Source organism: uncultured Friedmanniella sp., from assembly GCF_964244285.1.
Taxonomy (GTDB): domain Bacteria; phylum Actinomycetota; class Actinomycetes; order Propionibacteriales; family Propionibacteriaceae; genus Microlunatus.
This window is the reverse complement of sequence record NZ_CAXTHT010000010.1, coordinates 48174-67033: the sequence shown is the minus strand read 5'-3', so window position 1 is coordinate 67033 and position 18860 is coordinate 48174. Positions and strand designations below refer to the sequence as shown.

At 73.0% G+C, this 18860-nt stretch carries 19 protein-coding genes; 17 read left to right on the top strand and 2 right to left on the bottom strand.

The window, feature by feature from the left end:
• Positions 1-37: 37 nt before the first annotated feature.
• The 16 genes from ACFE7W_RS18035 (at position 38) to ACFE7W_RS17960 (ending at position 15965) form a co-directional block, all read left to right on the top strand.
• A complete protein-coding gene (locus ACFE7W_RS18035; RefSeq protein WP_375426208.1) occupies positions 38-964 on the top strand; it encodes a copper transporter in 927 nt (308 codons plus the stop codon).
• 2 nt (positions 965-966) lie between these two features.
• On the top strand, positions 967-1815 hold the full coding sequence (locus ACFE7W_RS18030; RefSeq protein ID WP_375426207.1) for a hypothetical protein: 849 nt from the start codon (positions 967-969) through the stop codon (positions 1813-1815).
• A 2-nt stretch (positions 1816-1817) separates the two neighbouring features.
• On the top strand, positions 1818-3419 hold the full coding sequence (locus ACFE7W_RS18025) for a lipid II flippase MurJ (protein WP_375426206.1): 1602 nt from the start codon (positions 1818-1820) through the stop codon (positions 3417-3419).
• A complete protein-coding gene (locus ACFE7W_RS18020; protein ID WP_375426205.1) occupies positions 3406-4491 on the top strand; it encodes a glycosyltransferase family 4 protein in 1086 nt (361 codons plus the stop codon). Before ACFE7W_RS18025 ends, ACFE7W_RS18020 begins: the two co-directional genes overlap by 14 nt.
• An 11-nt stretch (positions 4492-4502) precedes the next feature.
• Entirely contained in the window at positions 4503-6170 is a 1668-nt protein-coding gene (locus tag ACFE7W_RS18015) for a CTP synthase (RefSeq protein ID WP_375426204.1), read from the top strand.
• Positions 6171-6172: 2 nt separating this feature from the next.
• The gene (locus ACFE7W_RS18010) at positions 6173-6826 is read left to right on the top strand and encodes an NUDIX domain-containing protein (RefSeq protein ID WP_375426231.1); all 654 of its coding nucleotides are present in this window, start codon (positions 6173-6175) and stop codon (positions 6824-6826) included.
• A 48-nt stretch (positions 6827-6874) separates the two neighbouring features.
• Positions 6875-7414 carry an NINE protein gene (locus tag ACFE7W_RS18005; protein ID WP_375426203.1) on the top strand — a complete coding sequence of 180 codons (540 nt, stop codon included), beginning with the start codon at positions 6875-6877 and terminating at the stop codon, positions 7412-7414.
• A gap of 129 nt (positions 7415-7543) precedes the next feature.
• Positions 7544-8674 carry an alanine dehydrogenase gene (gene ald / locus ACFE7W_RS18000; protein WP_375426202.1) on the top strand — a complete coding sequence of 377 codons (1131 nt, stop codon included), beginning with the start codon at positions 7544-7546 and terminating at the stop codon, positions 8672-8674.
• Between the two features lie 43 nt (positions 8675-8717).
• The gene (locus ACFE7W_RS17995) at positions 8718-9671 is read left to right on the top strand and encodes a site-specific tyrosine recombinase XerD (protein WP_375426201.1); all 954 of its coding nucleotides are present in this window, start codon (positions 8718-8720) and stop codon (positions 9669-9671) included.
• 232 nt (positions 9672-9903) lie between these two features.
• Positions 9904-10782, top strand: coding sequence for a ParA family protein (locus tag ACFE7W_RS17990; protein WP_375426230.1), 879 nt, complete (start codon positions 9904-9906; stop codon positions 10780-10782).
• Complete coding sequence (locus ACFE7W_RS17985; protein WP_375426200.1) at positions 10767-11117, top strand: hypothetical protein; 351 nt, start codon at positions 10767-10769, stop codon at positions 11115-11117. The genes ACFE7W_RS17990 and ACFE7W_RS17985 overlap by 16 nt, the downstream gene beginning before the upstream one ends.
• A gap of 26 nt (positions 11118-11143) precedes the next feature.
• Positions 11144-11992, top strand: coding sequence for a segregation and condensation protein A (locus tag ACFE7W_RS17980; RefSeq protein WP_375426229.1), 849 nt, complete (start codon positions 11144-11146; stop codon positions 11990-11992).
• Complete coding sequence (gene scpB / locus ACFE7W_RS17975; protein WP_375426199.1) at positions 11989-12705, top strand: SMC-Scp complex subunit ScpB; 717 nt, start codon at positions 11989-11991, stop codon at positions 12703-12705. Before ACFE7W_RS17980 ends, scpB begins: the two co-directional genes overlap by 4 nt.
• The gene (locus ACFE7W_RS17970; RefSeq protein ID WP_375426198.1) at positions 12698-13477 is read left to right on the top strand and encodes a pseudouridine synthase; all 780 of its coding nucleotides are present in this window, start codon (positions 12698-12700) and stop codon (positions 13475-13477) included. The genes scpB and ACFE7W_RS17970 overlap by 8 nt, the downstream gene beginning before the upstream one ends.
• A gap of 46 nt (positions 13478-13523) precedes the next feature.
• Entirely contained in the window at positions 13524-14900 is a 1377-nt protein-coding gene (pafA, locus tag ACFE7W_RS17965) for a Pup--protein ligase (protein WP_375426197.1), read from the top strand.
• A 54-nt stretch (positions 14901-14954) separates the two neighbouring features.
• The gene (locus tag ACFE7W_RS17960; protein WP_375426196.1) at positions 14955-15965 is read left to right on the top strand and encodes an FKBP-type peptidyl-prolyl cis-trans isomerase; all 1011 of its coding nucleotides are present in this window, start codon (positions 14955-14957) and stop codon (positions 15963-15965) included.
• Here the strand turns inward: ACFE7W_RS17960 and ACFE7W_RS17955 are convergent.
• Both ACFE7W_RS17955 and ACFE7W_RS17950 read right to left on the bottom strand, forming a co-directional pair.
• Complete coding sequence (locus tag ACFE7W_RS17955; RefSeq protein WP_375426195.1) at positions 15946-17106, bottom strand: DUF3866 family protein; 1161 nt, start codon at positions 17104-17106, stop codon at positions 15946-15948. The two genes, ACFE7W_RS17960 and ACFE7W_RS17955, sit on opposite strands and share 20 nt — an antisense overlap.
• Complete coding sequence (locus ACFE7W_RS17950; protein WP_375426194.1) at positions 17106-17750, bottom strand: hypothetical protein; 645 nt, start codon at positions 17748-17750, stop codon at positions 17106-17108. Before ACFE7W_RS17950 ends, ACFE7W_RS17955 begins: the two co-directional genes overlap by 1 nt.
• A 99-nt stretch (positions 17751-17849) precedes the next feature.
• On the opposite strand from ACFE7W_RS17950, the gene ACFE7W_RS17945 reads away from it, so the two are divergent.
• Complete coding sequence (locus ACFE7W_RS17945; protein WP_375426193.1) at positions 17850-18830, top strand: helix-turn-helix transcriptional regulator; 981 nt, start codon at positions 17850-17852, stop codon at positions 18828-18830.
• The last annotated feature ends 30 nt before the right edge of the window (positions 18831-18860 follow it).

The window sequence follows — 18860 nt, the reverse complement described above, 5'->3', positions numbered from 1 at the left end:
ACCCGTCCAGCTCCACCTTCTCCGTGCGGCGAGCACGGTGATCAACTTCCGGTACCACATCGTCTCGCTGATGGCGGTGTTCCTGGCTCTGGCCGTGGGCATCGCCGCCGGGGTGTCGCTGGGCCCGTCGGTGAGCGAGGGGCTCAACGAGCAGGCCGACCAGGACCGCAAGCAGGTCGTGGAGCTGCGGGCCCAGCTCGACCAGGTCAACGCCCTCGACAAGTACCGGGACGCCTGGGCCACCCGCGTGGGCGCCCAGGTCAGCCTGACGGCGCTCAGTGGCGTGGGCGTGGCTGTGGTGTCGATGCCGGGCGCTCCGGGCGGGGTGGTGTCCGACATCAGCAAGGCGGTGGCCGACTCCGGAGGAACCGTCGTCCGCTCGGTCAAGGTCGACGAGAAGGCCTTCGACGCCACCAAGGCCGACGCCGTCGAGGCCGCCGTCCAGCCCTTCCAGAGCGAGGTCGGGCTGACGGACACGATGACGTCGGCCACCCGATTCGGCCGCGCCCTGAGCTTCTCGGTCGCGGCCAAGACACCGCAGGAGCGGGACGAGTCGGCGATGGCGGTGGGGAACGCGCTGGAGAAGGCCGGCCTGGCCACGATCAGCTCCGACTCCACCCGACGGGCCGAGCTGGTCATCGTGGTGAGCGCCCCCGCCGCCAGCCCGCAGCTGTCGCCCGATGTGCTGCAGGCGCACGTGCAAGCCGACGTGGCCCTGCTCGAGCACTCCGGCGGCGTGGTCGTCGCCGGTCCGGACAGCGACGCCATCGAGGGCACCGACGTGCTCGCCGTCCGGTCCGACGGGGCCGCCGCGGCCCGGCTGAGCACGGTGGACGTGGCCGACCTGCCCAGCGGCGTCACCACCACCGTGCTGGCGGGCCAGGAGCAGCTCCTTGGCCGGCCGGGTCACTACGGCGCCCTGACCAAGGCCGACGCGCCGCTGCCGACCCTGCCGGTGCGCTGAGGATGCCGGACCTGCTCGGTGCGGTGGCTGCGGCCGGGACGGCGTCCGGCGGTCTGGCGCTGGCCCTCCGCCGTCCGGCCGACCCGGGTTCCCGGTGGCGGCGGACGAACCACGCCGGCGCGCCGGTGACCCTGCTGGAGGGACCGGTCGCGGTCACCGCCGTCCTGGTGGGGCTGGCGGTACCGGCCCACCGTCGCAGCCGCGAGACGGCGGCGCTGGCCGTGGCCGTGGTCGGCTCCGGGCTGGTCGGCGCCTACGACGACCTGTACGGGTCGAGCCAGGCCCGTGGCTTCCGCGGTCACCTGCGAGCGCTGCGCGAGGGCCGGCTGACCACCGGGATGGTCAAGATCATCGGCGTCGGGCTGAGCGGTGTGGCGGCTGCCGCGCTGCTGATCACCAGGCCGGGCCGGGAGCCCGGCGGTCGGCTGCTCGACCTCGCCCTGGACAGCACGCTGATCGCGGCCACCGCCAACCTCGTGAACCTGCTCGACCTGCGGCCGGGACGGGCCGCCAAGGTCGTCGGGATGCTGGGCCTGGCCCTGGCGGTCGCGCGGCCCGGGGCGCTGGGAATCCCTCCGCTGCTTGGCGCCGTCGCCGGTTCGCTGCCCGCCGACCTGCGGGGCCGGGCGATGCTGGGCGACTGCGGAGCGAACGCCCTGGGTGCCGGCCTGGCCACCGCGGCGAGCACCGCCTTGCCGCGGCCGGCCCGGGTGCTGGCCCTCGTCGGCGTGCTGGCCCTGAACGCAGCCAGCGAGCGGGTCAGCTTCACCGCGGTGATCGAGCGGACGCCCTGGCTGCGCCGGCTGGATGCCCTCGGCCGACCCTCCGTCGATTCGAGCGGGGTCGGCTGAGGATGCGCGGCGCCGGCTCGCTCGTCCTGAGTCTCGCGACCCTGACGCTGGCGGCCCGGGTGGTGGGTTTCGGCCGTTCACTCGTCTTCTCCAAGACGGTCGGGGACACCTGCCTGGGAGATGCGTACAACGTCGCCAACTCCCTGCCCAACATCTTGTTCGAGATCGTCGCCGGTGGGGTGCTCGCTGGCGTGGTGGTGCCCGTGGTGGCGCGGCATGTCGCGGCCGACCGTCGCGACGAGACCGCGCAGACCGTCTCGGCGTTGCTCACCTGGACGCTGCTGGTGCTCACCCCCGCGGCCCTGCTGGCCCTGGTCGGGGCTCCGCTGTACGGGCGGCTGTTCGCAACCACTGCGTGCGCGGGCAGTGCCGGCACCGTCGCGGCGCTGCTCGTGGCCTTCGCTCCGCAGGTCTGGCTGTACGGGCTGGCGGTGGTCAGCGCGGGTGTGCTGCAGGCCCACTCACGGTTCCTCGCGGCCGCCCTCGCGCCGCTGCTCTCCAGCGTGGTGGTCATCGCGGCCTATCTGGCCTACGCCGCGGTCGCGCCCGCCGCCTCCCGCGACGACCTCGCCGCCCTGACCAGCCGTGCGACCGCCGCGCTGGGGTGGGGGACCACGTTGGGCGTGCTGGTGCTGGCCGGCTGCACGCTGCTGCCGCTGGCCCGGCTGGGGGTCCGGCTGAGGCCCCGCCTGCGGTTCGCCGCGGGCGACCGCTCGGTGATCGTCCGGATCGCGGCGGCCGGCCTCGTCGGCCTGGTGCTGCAGCAGCTCAGCGTGCTGCTGATCAGCTGGGCCACCCAGCACAGCGGCGACGCCGGCGCCCTCACCCGGTTCACCTGGGCGAACGCCCTCTACCTGCTGCCCTACGCCGTGCTGGTGGCCCCGCTGCTGCAGCTGGCCTTTCCCCGGCTGACGGCGGCGGCGGCCGGTGGGCCGGGCGGCCTCGGACGGGCGCTGACGGCGGTGGTGCCGCCGGTGGTGGCGTTGGCGTGGCTCGGGGCCGCCGTGCTCGCGGCGACCGCCGTCCCGGTGGCCCGGGTGTTCGTCCTCGGTCCCGGTTCAGGCCGGACCGACGCCCTGGCCGGGCCGATCGCGGCGTTCGCTCCGGCGGTCGTCGGCTTCGCGCTGCTGGGACTCGCCTCCCGGACGCTGCTGGCCCAGCACCGGGCCCGCGACTCCGGGCTGGCCACGGGGACCGGCTGGGCGGCCGTGATCGTCGTCGTCGCCGCCCTGCGGCTGGTGCTGCCCGCCGGCGCCCTGGTCACCGGGGTCGCGGCCGGCGTCTCCGCCGGGATGGTGGCGGGCGCCGTCGTCGGCTGGTCGCGGCTGCGTCGCGGGGTCACGGGTCCCCTCGGGCTGGGCCGGCCGCTGCTGACCGGCGGGGTGGCGGCCGTGGTCGCCGTGGCCGCCCTCTGGTGGCCGGCGGACCGGCTGGCTGAGGTCGGACTGGGGGCCGCCCTGGCTGGGGGCGTGGCCGTCGCGGCTGGCTGCACGGCGGTGTTCGTGGCCGTGCTGGCCGTGCTCGACCGGCCGTTGCTGCGGGCGGTCCTGGCGCTGCGTGGGGCGGCCGCTCCCGGTTCGGAGGCCACCAGTGCGCATCGCTGAGGTGCTGGGGGCCAGCACGGGCGGGATCGGCCGGCACGTGGCCAGCCTGGTCCCCCGGCTGGTCGCGCAGGGTCACGAGGTGACCGTGTACTGCCCGCCGGTCACGGTCCTGGCGCACGACTTCGGCGCGGCCCGGGTCGAGGCGCTCCGTCATCTCCCCGACGTCGCGAGGGTCGACGTGGTGCACGCGCACGGCTACCAGGCCGGCGTCCGAGCCCTGCCCTGGGCGCGGCTGGGCCGCACCCCACTGGTGGTCACCTGGCACAACGCGATCTTGAGTTCAGGGGCCCTCCTGGGCTCCGGGCGGCACGCCGTCGCCGGTCGACTGCTGCAGGAGCTCGTCGCGCGCGGCGCCGACCTGACGCTGGGCGCCAGCAGCGATCTGGTCGAGACGGCCCGGGCCTGTGGCGCTCGCCGGGCTGAGCTCGGGCCAGTGGCCGCTCCCACGCTGCCGGCGCCGACGATCCCTCGGTCGACCTACCGCGCCTCACTCGGGCTCGAGGACGCCGACCGGCTGCTCGTCACCGTCGGCCGGCTCGCCCCGCAGAAGAATCTGGGCATGGTCCTCGACCTCGCGGCCTTCCTGGGGGCTGATCCGCGGCTGCGGTTCGCGATCGCCGGCGATGGACCCCTCCACGACGAGCTGGACCGAAGGGTCCGCGCCGAGGGCCTGCCCGTCCGCCTGCTCGGTCGCTGCGACGACGTGGCGTCCCTGCTCGGGGCCGCCGACGGCGTGCTGCTCACGTCCACCTGGGAGGCGCGCGCGTTGGTGGCGCAGGAGGCGTTGCTCGCCGGGGTGCCGCTCTTCAGCACCCGCGTCGGGGGCATCCCCGAGCTGGTGGGTGACGCCGCTGTGCTGTTCCCCCTCGACGACGTGTCGGGTGCCGCCGCCCTGATCCGCGCGGTGCTGGAGGACCCCGACCGGCTGGGCGCGCTGCGCGAGGCCGGACTGCAGCGGGCGGCGCGCTGGCCCGACGAGGACCGGGTCGCCGAGGATCTCGGGGCGACGTACGCTGCCCTGGTCACCGAGCACGCGGCGGGTCATTCGACCCGGGGGCGCCGCCCGACGTAGGCTGGAGGCCCGTGGGAGCCCGCGAGAAGTACACCAAGCATCTGTTCGTCACCGGCGGAGTCGCCTCGTCGCTGGGCAAGGGTCTGACGGCGTCCAGCCTCGGCTCGCTGCTGGTGGCGCGCGGCCTGCAGGTGTCCATGCAGAAGCTGGACCCGTACCTGAACGTCGACCCGGGCACCATGAACCCGTTCCAGCACGGTGAGGTCTTCGTCACCGAGGACGGCGCCGAGACCGACCTGGACGTCGGCCACTACGAGCGCTTCCTGAACGTCGACCTCTCCGCCGAGGCCAACGTGACCACCGGCAAGGTCTACTCCTCGGTGATCGCCAAGGAGCGTCGCGGGGACTACCTCGGCGACACCGTCCAGGTCATCCCGCACATCACCAACGAGATCAAGGACTCCATGCTCGCCATGGGGGGTGCCGACATCGACGTGGTCATCCACGAGATCGGCGGCACCGTCGGCGACATCGAGTCGCTGCCCTTCCTCGAGGCCGCGCGCCAGGTCCGCCACGACGTCGGCCGCGAGAACGTCTTCTTCTTGCACGTCTCGCTGGTGCCCTACATCGGACCCAGCGGTGAGCTGAAGACCAAGCCCACCCAGCACTCCGTGGCCGCGCTGCGCCAGGTCGGCATCCAGCCGGACGCGGTCGTCTGCCGCTCCGATCGCGAGATCCCGGAGTCGGTCAAGCGCAAGATCTCGCTGATGTGCGACGTCGACGAGCAGGCCGTCGTGGCCTGTGTGGACGCGCCGAGCATCTACGACATCCCCAAGGTGCTGCACCGGGAGGGTCTGGACGCGTACGTGGTCCGCCGCCTCGACCTGCGCTTCCGCGACGTCGACTGGACGCGCTGGAACGACCTGCTCGACCGCGTCCACCACCCCAAGGAGGAGGTGGTGGTCGCTCTGGTCGGCAAGTACATCGACCTGCCGGACGCCTACCTCTCCGTCAGCGAGGCGCTGCGGGCCGGTGGGTTCGCCAACCGGGCCCGGGTGCAGATCCGCTGGGTCCAGTCCGATGAGTGCCAGAGCTCCGAGGGCGCGGCCCGGCTGCTGGGCGACGTGGACGGCATCGTCATCCCCGGCGGGTTCGGCATCCGCGGCGTCGAGGGCAAGGTGGGCGCGGTCCGCTACGCCCGCGAGCACCAGGTGCCGATCCTCGGCCTCTGCCTCGGCTTGCAGTGCATGGTGATCGAGGTCGCGCGGAACCTCGCCGGCCTCGAGGGTGCGGACTCGAGCGAGTTCACCCCGGAGACGCCGCACCCGGTGATCGCCACCATGGCCGAGCAGGTGGCCATCGTGAACGGCGGCGGCGACCTCGGCGGCTCGATGCGGCTCGGCTCCTACCCGGCCGAGCTGGTGGCCGGGTCGGTGGTGGCCAAGCGCTACGGCCGCTCCGAGGTCACCGAGCGGCACCGGCACCGCTACGAGGTCAACAACTCCTACCGGGACCGGCTCGAGGAGGCCGGACTGGTCATCAGCGGGACCTCACCGGACTCGCGGCTGGTGGAGTTCATCGAGCTGCCGGACGACGTCCACCCCTACTTCGTCGCCACCCAGGCACACCCGGAGCTCAAGTCGCGGCCCACCCGGCCGCACCCGCTGTTCGTCGGCCTCGTCGAGGCGGCGCTGGACCGCAAGCTGTCGACCCGGCTGCCGGTGGGGGAGCGCCCGTGAGGGTGCTGTCCTCGGCCGAGCTGCTCGACGTCGCCCTCAGCTGGCCGGTCACCGGCACGAACGTGCTCGGCCACGGCCAGATCGCCGACTTCGTGCAGGACGAGATCACGACCCCGGACGGTCTCACGATCAAGCGCGAGTACCTGCGGCACCCCGGCGCGGTCGCGGTGATCGCGCTGGACGCCGAGGAGCGGGTCGCGCTGGTGCGGCAGTACCGCCATCCCGTCCGGCACCGGCTGGTGGAGCCGCCGGCCGGGCTGCTCGACATCAGCGGCGAGGACTACCTCGTGGGAGCGCAGCGGGAGCTGGCCGAGGAGGTCGACCTCGCCGCCGCGACCTGGCACGTGCTGGTCGACCTGTTCTCCACCCCCGGCATCCTCGGGGAGTCCATCCGCATCTACCTGGCCCGCGACCTGGCCTCGACCAGGGCGCCCGACGGCTTCGTCCGCGAGGGTGAGGAGGCCGACATGGACGTCGTCTGGGCCTCGCTGTCCGACCTGGTGGAAGCGGTCCTCGCCGGCCGGCTGCACAGCCCGAGCCTGGTCTCCGGCGTGCTCGCCGCCGAGGCGGCCCGGACCCGCGGCTGGGCGCCACTCCGACCCGCGGACGCCGGCTGGCCCGCTCGGGAGTCCCTGCTCGCGGCCATCGCGGGCTGACTCGCGCACCCTCCTGCGGGCGGCCCCACGGCGTGGAACACTGGGGCCATGTCGGATCCGATGCGCTCGCCGTACGAGCCCGAGCCCACGGTCCCGCTCGACCCCCGACCGGCCCAGCCCGGCTTCGCCGAGCCGCACCCGCAGAGTCGCTACCCGGCGCCGTACACGCCACCCCAGGGCTACGGCCAGTCGGTGCCCGATCCCGCCGGCTACGGCGAACCCAACCCGTACGAGCAGTACCCGCAGGCCCCTTACCAGCCGGCCCCCTACCCGTCGGCCCCGTACCAGCCGGCGGTCTACCTGCAGCCGGTCGACCCGCGCCAGCTCGCGTACCAGCAGAGCCTCTACAACGCGCAGAAGTCCCGGGTCGCCGCCGGGCTGCTGGCGATCTTCCTGGGCACGCTGGGCATCCACAACTTCTACCTGGGCCGCACGGGCATCGCCGTCACGCAGCTGTTGATCACTGTGCTCACGCTGGGTCTCGGCAGCATCGTCACCTCCGTCTGGGCGTTGATCGAGGGCATCTTGATCTTGACCCGCTCGCCCAGCTTCGCCACCGACGCGAAGGGCATCCCGCTGCGGGACTGAGCTCGGTGGCTCCCGCCCTCGGCCCTGCGCCACCCGCCCGGGGACCGCGCTCCGGCGGTCTCGGGCGGACCGGTGAGTCTATGCTCGGGAGCGCGAGGCGGGCAGGCGATCCGAGGAGGGCGAGCACCCATGCTGGTCGGAGTTCCCACCGAGATCAAGAACCACGAGTACCGGGTGGCGATCACCCCGTCCGGGGTCCACGAGCTCGTCCGGCACGGGCACGACGTGCTGGTGCAGTCCGGCGCCGGGGTCGGCTCCTCGATCCTCGACGACGAGTACGCCGCCGCGGGGGCCAAGATCATCTCCGACCATGATCAGGTCTGGGGCGAGGCCGAGATGATCATGAAGGTCAAGGAGCCGGTCGCCGAGGAGTACGGCCGGATGCAGCCGGGCCAGCTGCTCTTCACCTACCTGCACCTGGCCGCCAACTCCGCCTGCACGCAGGCGTTGCTGGAGCGCAGGGTCACCGGCATCGCCTACGAGACGGTGCAGCTGCCCGGGCCCAACGGGGTCGGCGGCGCGCTGCCCCTGCTGGCGCCGATGAGCGAGGTGGCCGGCCGGCTGGCCCCGCAGGTCGGCGCCTACCACCTGATGGCCCAGGGCGGCGGCCGCGGCACCCTGATGGGCGGCGTCTCCGGTGTCTACGCCGCCAAGGTCGTGGTGATCGGGGCCGGGGTCTCCGGGATGAACGCCGCCGCGATCGCGCTCGGGATGCAGGCCGAGGTGCTGCTGCTGGACCGCAACATCGACAAGCTGCGCGACGCCGACAAGATCTACCAGGGCCACCTGCAGACCGTGGCCTCCAACGCTTACGAGGTGGAGCGGGCGGTGCTGGACGCCGACCTGGTGATCGGAGCCGTGCTGGTCCCGGGGGCCAAGGCGCCGACCGTGGTCAGCAACGAGCTGGTGGCCCGGATGAAGCCCGGAAGCGTGCTGGTCGACATCGCGATCGACCAGGGCGGCTGCTTCGAGGACAGCCGGCCCACGACCCACGCCGAGCCGACCTACCGGGTGCACGGGTCGGTCTTCTACTGCGTGGCCAACATGCCCGGCGCGGTGCCGAACACCTCGACCTACGCCCTGACCAACGTGACCCTGCCCTACGCGGTGAGCCTGGCCGACCGGGGCTGGCGGGACGCGCTCCGCGCCGACCCGGCCCTGGCTCTGGGCCTGAACACCCACGACGGTGCGCTGGTCAGCGCTCCGGTGGCCGCCGCCCACGGCGTCCCGCACACCGAGCTCGCCGACGTCCTCGCCTGACCTGCCGCGGAGCGGGCCGGCCGAGCAGGGGCTGGCGCGACTGGTGCAGACCTACCTCGACCACCTGGTGGTGGAACGTGGGGTCTCCCGGCACACCGTGGCGGCCTACCGGCGCGACCTGGGCCGCTACGTCGACCACTTGGTCGGCCTGGGAGTCCGGACGGTCGACGAGGTGACCGCCGAGCAGGTCGGCGCCTTCGCCGTCCGGCTCCGCGAAGGGGTGCCCGCGCCGGTCACCGAGAGCGACGACGGCCCGCCGTGGCTGGAGCCGCCGCTCGCCCCGGCCAGCGTCGCCCGGGCGGTCGTCGCGGTACGCGGCCTGCACCGGTTCGCGGTCGAGGAGGGCGTGACCGACCACGACCCGGCCACCGACGTCCACCCCCCGACCCCCCGACGGCGGCTGCCGAAGGCGCTGCGGCTCGACCAGGTGCAGGCGATGCTCGACGCCGCGGCGACCGACACCGCAGCCGGGCTGCGCGACGCCGCCCTGCTCGAGGTGCTCTACGGCACAGGCGCCCGGATCTCCGAGGCGGTCGGGCTGGACGTCGACGACGTGACCCGGCTGCTCGAGGCCGAGCCCGAGGAGGCGCCGGGCCTCCGGGTGCTCGGCAAGGGGAACAAGCAGCGCGTGGTCCCCGTCGGCTCCTACGCCCGCGCGGCCCTGGCCTCCTACCTGGTTCGCGCCCGGCCCGCGCTGGCCGACGCCGGACCGGGCGGTCCGGCGCTGTTCCTGAACAGCCGCGGCACCCGGCTCTCCCGGCAGAGCGCCTGGGCGGTGCTGCGCGCCGTGGCCGCGAGGGCCGGCATCGACGCCGAGGTCTCACCGCACTCGCTGCGGCACTCCTTCGCCACCCACCTGCTCGACGGGGGGGCCGACGTCCGGGTGGTCCAGGAGCTGCTGGGCCACGCCTCGGTGACCACGACGCAGATCTACACCCTGGTGACCGTCGACCACCTCCGCGAGGTCTACCTGACCTCGCATCCCCGCGCGTACTAGGCTGCCCCGGAGCGTCTGCCCCCCGGCGGCGCAGCCGGGCCTCACCGTGCCGGCCGGATGGTGCCCGAGCCCTGGCGGCGCCGGAGCGAGGAGAGCCCGAGTGGAACAGCCCGACGGCCGCGGCGGGGCGCCCGGCGCGACGACGGACCTCAGTGGCCTGTTCGACCCGGCCGAGGGGTCCGCGCGCGAGGGGGAGTTCGTCGTGCCCGGCGCGCCCGTGCTCGAGGAGGCGCTGATCCCCGAGCCGTTGCTCCCGGCCCCACCCGAACCTGCCGCCGTCGGCCCCACCGGCCGGCCCTGGCCGGACCTGCCCGAGCCGTCGCCGGCCACGGGTGGCCCGGCGGTCGTGATCGCGCTGTGCAACCAGAAGGGTGGCGTCGGGAAGACGACCACCACGATCAACCTGGGTGCCGCGCTGGCCGAGCTGGGCCGCAAGGTGCTGCTGGTGGACTTCGACCCGCAGGGCTCGTTGTCGGTGGGTCTCGGGGTCAACCCGCACACGCTCGAGCGCAGCGTCTACAACCTGTTGCTGGGCCGCGACACCACCCTGGAGGAGGTGATCGACGCCACCAACGTCCCCGGCCTCGACATCCTGCCCAGCAACATCGACCTCTCCGCCGCGGAGATCCAGCTGGTCTCGGAGGTGGCGCGGGAGCAGACGCTGCTGCGGGTGCTGGAGCCGGCCAAGCCGCGGTACGACTTCATCCTGATCGACTGCGCGCCCAGCCTGGGCCTGCTCACCGTCAACGCGCTGACCGCCGCGGACAAGGTCATCATGCCGCTGGAGTGCGAGTTCTTCGCCCTGCGCGGGATCGCGCTGCTGACCGACACCATCGCCAAGGTCCAGGACCGGCTGAACCCGCGGCTGGAGGCCCTCGGGATCCTCGGCACCATGTACGACCCCCGGACGCTGCACAGCCGCGAGGTGCTGGAACGGGTCGTGCAGGCCTTCGGCGACCAGGTCTTCCACACCGTCATCCGGCGTACGGTCAAGTTCCCCGAGACCACCGTGGCCGGCGAACCCATCACCACGTACGCCACCAGCTCGCCGGGCGCCGAGGCGTACCGGCTGCTGGCGCGGGAGGTCCTGGCCCGATGCCGCGTCGGGTGAGCCTGCCGGGCGCGTCCGAGCTGTTCCGGCCGACCCAGCCGGACCCGGTCGACGATGCGCCGATCGCGCCGTCACCGCCGGAGCCGCCCCCGGACGCGCCGGCGTCCGACGTCGCGCGCGGCTCGGGCCGGGTCCGGCACGACGAGAAGATCACCGTCTACGTCAGCCGCGACGAGCTGCTGGCGCTCGAGCAGGCCCGGCTGACGCTCCGGAGCCAGCACCTGATGGCTGTGGACCGTGGCCGGATCGTCCGTGAGGCGATTGCCGCCCTCCTCGAGGACCTCGAGCGGCACGGGCCGGAGTCGGAGCTGGTCCGGCGGCTCTCCGCCTCGTGAGGCCGGCTCCCCGGCGTCCCCCCCAGCTGCTGCCTCCGGAGGAACGGGGCGACCGACCCGCGCCCTTCTCGGTCCACCTGAGGAACTTCGACGGCCCCTTCGACCTGCTGCTGCAGCTGATCGCGCGGCACAAGCTGGACATCACCGAGATCTCGCTCTCCCGGGTGACCGACGACTTCCTCGCCCACATCAAGGCCGCAGGCGCCGACTGGGACCTCGACCAGACCAGCCAGTTCGTGGTCGTCGCGGCCACCCTGCTGGATCTCAAGGCCGCCCGGCTGCTGCCTTCGGGTGAGGTGGACGACCCGGAGGACCTCGCCCTGCTGGAGGCGAGGGACCTGCTGTTCGCCCGGCTGTTGCAGTACCGCGCCTTCAAGCAGGTGGCGGCCTACCTGGCCGCGACCCTGGACGAGCAGGCACGCCGGCACCCTCGTCAGGTCGGTCTGGAGCCGCGGTTCGCCCGGCTGCTGCCCGAGGTCGAGCTGAACCTGAGCCCGGAGGACCTCGCGGCGCTGGCGGCCCGGGCGTTGGCCCCCAAGCAGGCCGAGGTCGTCTCGCTGGCGCACCTGCACGCGCCGGAGGTCAGCGTCCGGGACCAGGCACGGCTGATCGTGGACCGGCTGCGGCGGACGGGTGCCCTCACCTTCCGCTCCCTGAGCGGGGACTCACCGGACCGCGTGACCACGGTCGCCCGCTTCCTGGCGCTGCTGGAGCTGTACCGGGAGGGTGCCGTCGCGTTCGAGCAGGTCGCCGCCCTGGCCGAGCTGACCGTACGCTGGACGGGATCGAGCGAGGGCGAGTTGGACATCTCCGACGAGTTCGACGTCCCCGCGGCGGGCGACACGGCCCGGACCGGCAGCGAGGACGAGGGATGAGCGAGACCGTGACGGCAGGACCCCAGACCGACGCCGACCTCGACGACGTCGATGGTGCGCGGGCCAATCGCGGGGAGGCCGGTTCCGGTGGGGCCGCCACGGCGCGCAGCCCGGCCGAGATCACCGGGGCGCTCGAGGCGCTGTTGCTGCTGGCCGAGGAGCCGCTGCGGACGGCCGAGCTCGCTGTCGCGGTGGGCGAGCCGGAGGCCGCCGTCGGGGACGCGCTGGCCGAGCTGGTCGCCTTCTACGACGAGACGGGCCGGGGCTTCGAGCTGCGCCAGGTGGGTGGCGGCTGGCGCTACTACACCCGCGAGGAGCACGCCGAGCTCATCACGGCGTACGTGCTCGAGGGCCAGCAGGCCCGGCTCAGCCAGGCGGCGCTGGAGACCCTCTCGGTGATCGCCTACACCCAGCCCATCTCGCGCGGCCGCGTGTCGGCGGTGCGCGGGGTCAACGTCGACGGGGTGATCCGGACGCTGCTGGCCCGGGGGCTCGTCGAGGAGGCGGGTCAGGACCCGGAGTCCGGCGCGGCCGTGTTCGTCACCACCAGCTACTTCCTGGAGCGGATGGGGCTGCCCTCGCTGGACGACCTGCCCGCCCTGGCCCCGCACCTGCCCGAAGCCGAGGCGCTGGAGGCGGAGCTGAGCCAGCTGTCCGCCGTGGCCGCCGCACCCGTTCCGACCGACCACGACCACGAGGACACCCATGAGTGAGGACTACGAGCCCGACGAGCGCGAGCAGGGCGGCGTCCGGCTGCAGAAGGTGCTCGCCGGTGCGGGGATCGCCTCTCGCCGCGCCTGCGAGATCATGATCGGCGAGGGACGCGTCGAGGTGAACGGCCGGCTGGTCGTCGAGCAGGGGGTGCGGGTCGACCCCGAACGAGACGTCATCCGCGTCGACGGCTCGCGCATCCCGCCGCCCCGGCGGCACCTCTACCTGGTGATCAACAAGCCCCGCGGGGTCGTCTCCACCATGGACGACCCCGAGGGTCGGCGGAACCTCAACGACCTGATCGAGGGGCGCCGGCCAGGCAAGCAGAACCGGCTGTTCCACGTCGGCCGGCTGGACACCGAGACCGACGGCCTGTTGATCTTGACCAACGACGGCGACTTCGCTCACAAGCTGGCCCACCCGTCCTACGAGGTGCCCAAGACCTACCTGGCCGAGGTGGACGGGGTGATGCACCCGGCGACGGTGAAGCGGCTCCGCGAGGGGATCACGTTGGAGGACGGGCTGGTCAAGCCGAGCGCGGTCAAGCTGATCTCCACGGCGGAGGACCGCTCGCTGGTCCGGATCACGCTGCACGAGGGCCGCAACCACATCGTCCGCCGTACGATGGAGGCCGTCGGACACCCCGTGCGCAAGCTCTCCCGGACCGGGATCGGCCCGGTACGGCTGGGTAACCTCAAGAGCGGAGACCTGCGGGACCTGACCCGCGACGAGCTCGGCGGCTTGTTGGACCTGGTCAACGAGCTCGAGAAGTAATACTGGCGGGACGCGTACGGGCGGGGCGACCAACGAGGGAGGTGCGGTGGACCGGCGGATCTACGGGCTCGAGACCGAGTACGGCGTCGCCTGCACCTCCGGCGGTGCCCGCCGGCTGACCCCCGACGAGGTCGCGCGCTACCTGTTCCGCCGCGTCGTCACGTGGGGCCGCAGCAGCAACGTCTTTCTCCGCAACGGCTCCCGGATCTACCTCGACGTCGGGTCGCACCCCGAGTACGCCACCGCCGAGTGCGACGACCTGGTGCAGCTGGTCAACCACGACCGGGCCGGCGAGCGGATCCTCGAGGACCTGATCGTGGACGCCGAGCAGCGGCTGGCGTCGGAGGGCATCACCGGCGACATCTACCTCTTCAAGAACAACACCGACAGCCACGGCAACTCCTACGGCTGCCACGAGAACTACCTGATCTCCCGGGTCGGGGACTTCTCGAAGATCACCGACGTCCTGGTGCCGTTCCTGGTCTCCCGGCAGCTGATCTGTGGCGCGGGCAAGGTCCTGCACACCGCTCGCGGCGCCGAGTACAGCGTCAGCCAGCGGGCCGAGCACATCTGGGAGAGCGTCTCCTCGGCCACCACCCGCAGCCGGCCGATCATCAACACCCGCGACGAGCCGCACGCCGACCCCGAGCGCTACCGCCGGCTGCACGTGATCGTCGGCGACTCGAACATGAGCGAGACCACCACCCTGCTCAAGGTCGGTTCGGCCGAGCTGGTGCTGCGGCTGATCGAGGCCGGCGTGCCGATGCGGGACTTCGCCCTGGAGAACCCCATCCGGGCCATCCGCGACATGAGCCGGGACCGCACCGGCCAGGTGCAGGTGTCGCTCGCCAACGGCCGGCGGATCTCGGCGCTGGAGCTGCAGACGGAGTACTACGGCCGGGTGGCTGAGTTCGTCGAGCGCGGCAACCTGAACACGCCGGTGATCGACCGGGTGCTGGACCTGTGGGAGCGGACGCTGCGTGCGGTCGCCGAGGACAAGCTCGAGCTGATCGACACCGAGGTGGACTGGGCCATCAAGCTCAAGCTGCTCGACCAGTACGCCGCCAAGCACTCGCTCAGCTTCGCCGACCCGCGGATCGCCCAGCTGGACCTCGCCTACCACGACATCCGGCGCGGCCGCGGTCTCTTCTCGATCCTGGAGAGCCGGGGGCTGGCCGCCCGGGTCACCTCGGAGCCGGCGATCTTCCGGGCCAAGTCGGTGCCGCCGCAGACCACCCGGGCCAAGCTCCGCGGCGACTTCATTCGCGCCGCCCAGGAGGGCCGCAACGACTACACCGTCGACTGGGTCCACCTGAAGCTGAACGACCAGGCGCAGCGGACGGTGCTCTGCAAGGACCCGTTTGTGTCCAACGACGAGCGCGTCGACCGGTTGATCGCCTCGATGCGCCGACCGCCCGTCTGAGGCCCGGCTGCTCGGGCACAAGGTTTTGCTGACTGGGCCAGGTAGGGTGCTCCGGTGCGTCTGAACCCCCTCAAGTCCCTGGTCGTCGTCGGCCTGAGCGCCTCGGTCCTGCTGCTGGGAGCCTGCGGCGACAGCAAGGACTCCGCCTCCGACCCGAGCACGGCCGCCCCGAGCGCCTCGACCACTCCCTCGGCGAGCGCGACCCCGACCGCCGCCAAGATCAAGGCGTCCGACAACTTCGACGCGGTCACCGCCACCGGCGCGTTCGCGAAGAGCCCGAAGGTCAAGGTGAAGTCGCCCTGGGCCATCGACAAGACGCGGACCAAGGTGCTGAGCCCCTCCGACGGCCAGGTGGTCAAGGCCGGCCAGACCGTCGAGGTCAACTACTACGGGGTCGACGGGCGGACGGGCAAGAAGTTCGACGAGTCGTTCAGCACCGGCAAGGCGGTCGCGTTCTCCCTCGACCAGGTCGTGCCCGGCTTCAGCAAGGGCCTCACGGGCCAGCGCAAGGGCAGCCGCGTGCTGATCGCGATGCCCGGTGCCGACGGCTACGACTCCTCGGGCGGCAACGCCGAGGCGGGCATCAACGTCGGTGACACCCTCATCTTCGTCGTCGACCTCGTCGACGTGCAGCTGAACGCCCCCGCCGGCGACACGGTCAAGCCGAAGGCCGGTCTGCCCACGGTGACGGCGGCCGGCGACAAGGTGAGCATCGCGGTCCCGAAGACCGACCCGCCGACCAAGCTGGTCGTGCAGCCGCTGATCAAGGGCAAGGGCAGCAAGGTCGGGGCGTCCGACACGATCACGTTCGACTACCGCTGGCAGCAGTGGAGCGACGGCAAGCTGCTCGAGCAGTCCTATGGCGACAAGCCCGCCTCGTACCAGGTCTCCGGCCTGCTGCCCGGCATGCAGCAGGGCCTGGTCGGGCAAACCGTCGGCAGCCGCGTGCTGCTGGTCATCCCGCCGGCTCTCGGCTACCCCGACGGCAACGCCACCCCCAAGATCGCCAAGGGCGAGACCCTGGTGATGGTCGTCGACCTGCTCTTCACCCAGGCCGGCCAGTAGGCCTCGGTCCGGCCTCGTCGAGGAGCGTGGCCGCGTGCCGGCCGGCTGCGGCGGCGGCGAGGAAGTAGGCCGGGTCGCCGTCCAGGTCGCGGCCCATCGTCGACATCGGCAGCGGGGAGCCCCGCAGCGCCTCGTCGAGGCCGGTGAGTGGCACCCGGATCAGGCGGTGCCGCTCGCCCAGCCCGGCCAGTGCCGCTTCGACGGGGGCCGCGAGCGCGGCCACGGTGTCCAGCCCGGCGATGCCGGCGAGCGCCATCGCGCCGGCGAGGTCGGGGACGGCTAGGTCGGCCGGCCGCAGGGCCACCCGCCCGTACGCGGTGAGGCTGTGGTGGGAGAGCCCGCGGTGGCGGGGCCGCGGGTCGGCGGCGGAGATCCGGAGCGACCCGACCGGACGGCCGCCGAGGGTGGCCGTGGCGTTGACCGCCTCACCCACGCCGACGCCCGAGAAGCCCCAGCGGGTGCCCGTGCCGAGGTTGCCGGGTCCCTGGCTCAGCACCACGAGCTCGGCGTCCAGCGCGAGCCGCGCGGCAAGCAGGCCGGAGTGCACCGTGACCGCCTCGAGGTCACCACCGAACGCCTGGCCCACCGTGACCGTGCCGGCGAGCAGCCCGGCGTCACGCAGCGCCGCGACCGAGCGCGAGAAGGCCAGCGGCAGCGCACCCTGGTCGCTCATCACGTAGACCACGCGGGTACCCGGCCGGTCGTGCGCCACAGCCAGGAGTGTGGGGGTCAGCGCGGAGTGCAGGTCGGCGACCAGGACCGGCATCCCGGTCAGGTCGTCGGCGTCGGCCAGCAGCTCGTGGTGGGGTGAGCCCTGCTCGTCCGCGCCCGCGACCATGGCCTGCAGCGGCAGGTAGCGCGCCTTGACCAGATGTCCCGCCGGTTGGGGCGGTTGGCCGCGGACCGCACCTCGGGGGTCGAGGGCCGCGATGACCAGGGCGTAGCCGCCGGTCCCCAGGTCGCGCTCGAGAGCGGCGACGTTGAGCAGCACCCGGTCCCCGACCTCCGGCCGTGCCATCAGCGAGGTGTAGGCGAGCGCCCGAACGGTACCGCCGTCGTCATCGCGGTCCACGGTCAGCTCCACCGCACCTGGCCACTCCCGACGGATCGCGGTGACCTCGCCGTCCGCCCAGATGATCACTACCAGGACTCGCTGAACAGGATCTGCCCGTCCGGAGCGGTGGGCGGCTGGTCGTGGTCCAGCATGAGGGCCTCCAACGGCGGCTCGCCAGGAGCGCGTCGCAGGTACGTCCGGTGACCGCTGACCATCCCGACGCCCGGCAGCTCGAACCAGGGCTCACCGTGCTCGTGGACGAGGGCGTAGAGCGCCTGCCCGACGTGCCCCTCGCCGATGGCGGCCAGCGCGTCGGCCTCGGACTCCGACGGGTCCATCCGTCGGTGCGCCGCGCGGGCCGCCCGCACGAGGGCTGCGGCGTCGGTGATGTCGAGGTCCCAGCGGCTCAACACGCTCACCGGGAGCGACGCGTCTGCTCCGTCGGGCTCGACCTCGTCATCGGCGTCCACCTCCTCGTCCTCGAGGTGCTCGATGGCCACCGGAAAGCTTCCCGTGTGCTCGAAGACCGCGTCGTCCCAGTCCGCGGCGACCTCGCGGATGTCGTCGTTGAGCGCAAACAGAGCGGGCAGGCTGCTGGTCCCGCCGTCCATCTCGAGCAGGGCCGCCGTGTGCCGTTCGAGGGCCGCGGTCAGGGCTGCGGCGCTGGTCCGCAGCCGCTCCCGGCTCTCGGCGGAGAACTGCTCCGGGCCCTCGATCTCGTCGTCGGTCACGGACCGAGCCTAGGGGCCATCCGTCAGCGGAGTCCGCGTCGACCCGGCTGGTAACCTGGCGCCGCCCGAGACCCCTGCACGGGTGAGGAGTAGGCACCGATGGCACCGCGCAAGACCGAGCGCATCCTCAACCTGACGATCTGCCTGCTGGTCTCTAGCCGCTACCTCTCCAAGAGCCGCATCCGCGAGGCCGTCGAGGGCTACCACGGGCTGAGCGACGCCGCCTTCGAGCGCACCTTCGAGCGGGACAAGGACGAGCTGCGGGCCCTCGGGGTGCCGATCGAGGTGGGCAGCTTCGACCCGCTGTTCGAGGACGAGGCCGGCTACCGCATCCTGCCCGGTGAGTTCGAGCTGCCGCCGATCGACCTGGACGCCGAGGAGGCGTCGGTGGTCGGTGTCGCCGCCCGCGTCTGGCAGCACGCCAGCATGGCCGAGTCCACCGGCAGCGCACTGGCCAAGCTGCGGGCGGCGGGCATCGAGCCGGACGCGTCCCAGCTCGCCGCGTTGGAGCCCTCCGTCCAGGCCAGCGAGCCGGGCTTCGAGCCGCTCTGGAACGCCGTGCTGGAACGGGTCCGGGTCAGCTTCACCTACCGCGACGGCAGCCGCCGGACCCTCGAGCCGTGGGGGATGACGGCGTCCAAGGGTCGCTGGTACGTGATCGGACGCGACGTCGACCGCGACGCCACCCGAATGTTCAAGCTCTCCCGGATCGCGGACGTGCCGCGCCGGGACTCCCGGCCCGGGGCCTACGCCGTACCCGAGAAGCTGGACCTGCGCGCGCTGGCCCGCTCGTTGTCCCCGCGGGACCCCACCGAGCGCACCGTGCTGGCCATCCGGACCGGTCGGGCCCCGACCTTGCGCCGCCGCGGCGCTCCGGCCGGCTCCGAGCTGCCGCTGCCCGCCGGCTTCGACGTGGTCACCGTGGGCTTCAGCGACCTCTACTCCGCGGCCGAGGAGATCACCCGGCACGCCGCCGACGTCGTCGTGCTCGAGCCCGTCGAGCTACGCGAGCTGGTGCTCCGCGGGCTGACCGCGGTGGCCGGCACCGCCGCGCCCACTCCCGAGAGGCTCCACCCATGACCGTGTCCGAGGGTCGCGCTCCGCGCTCCG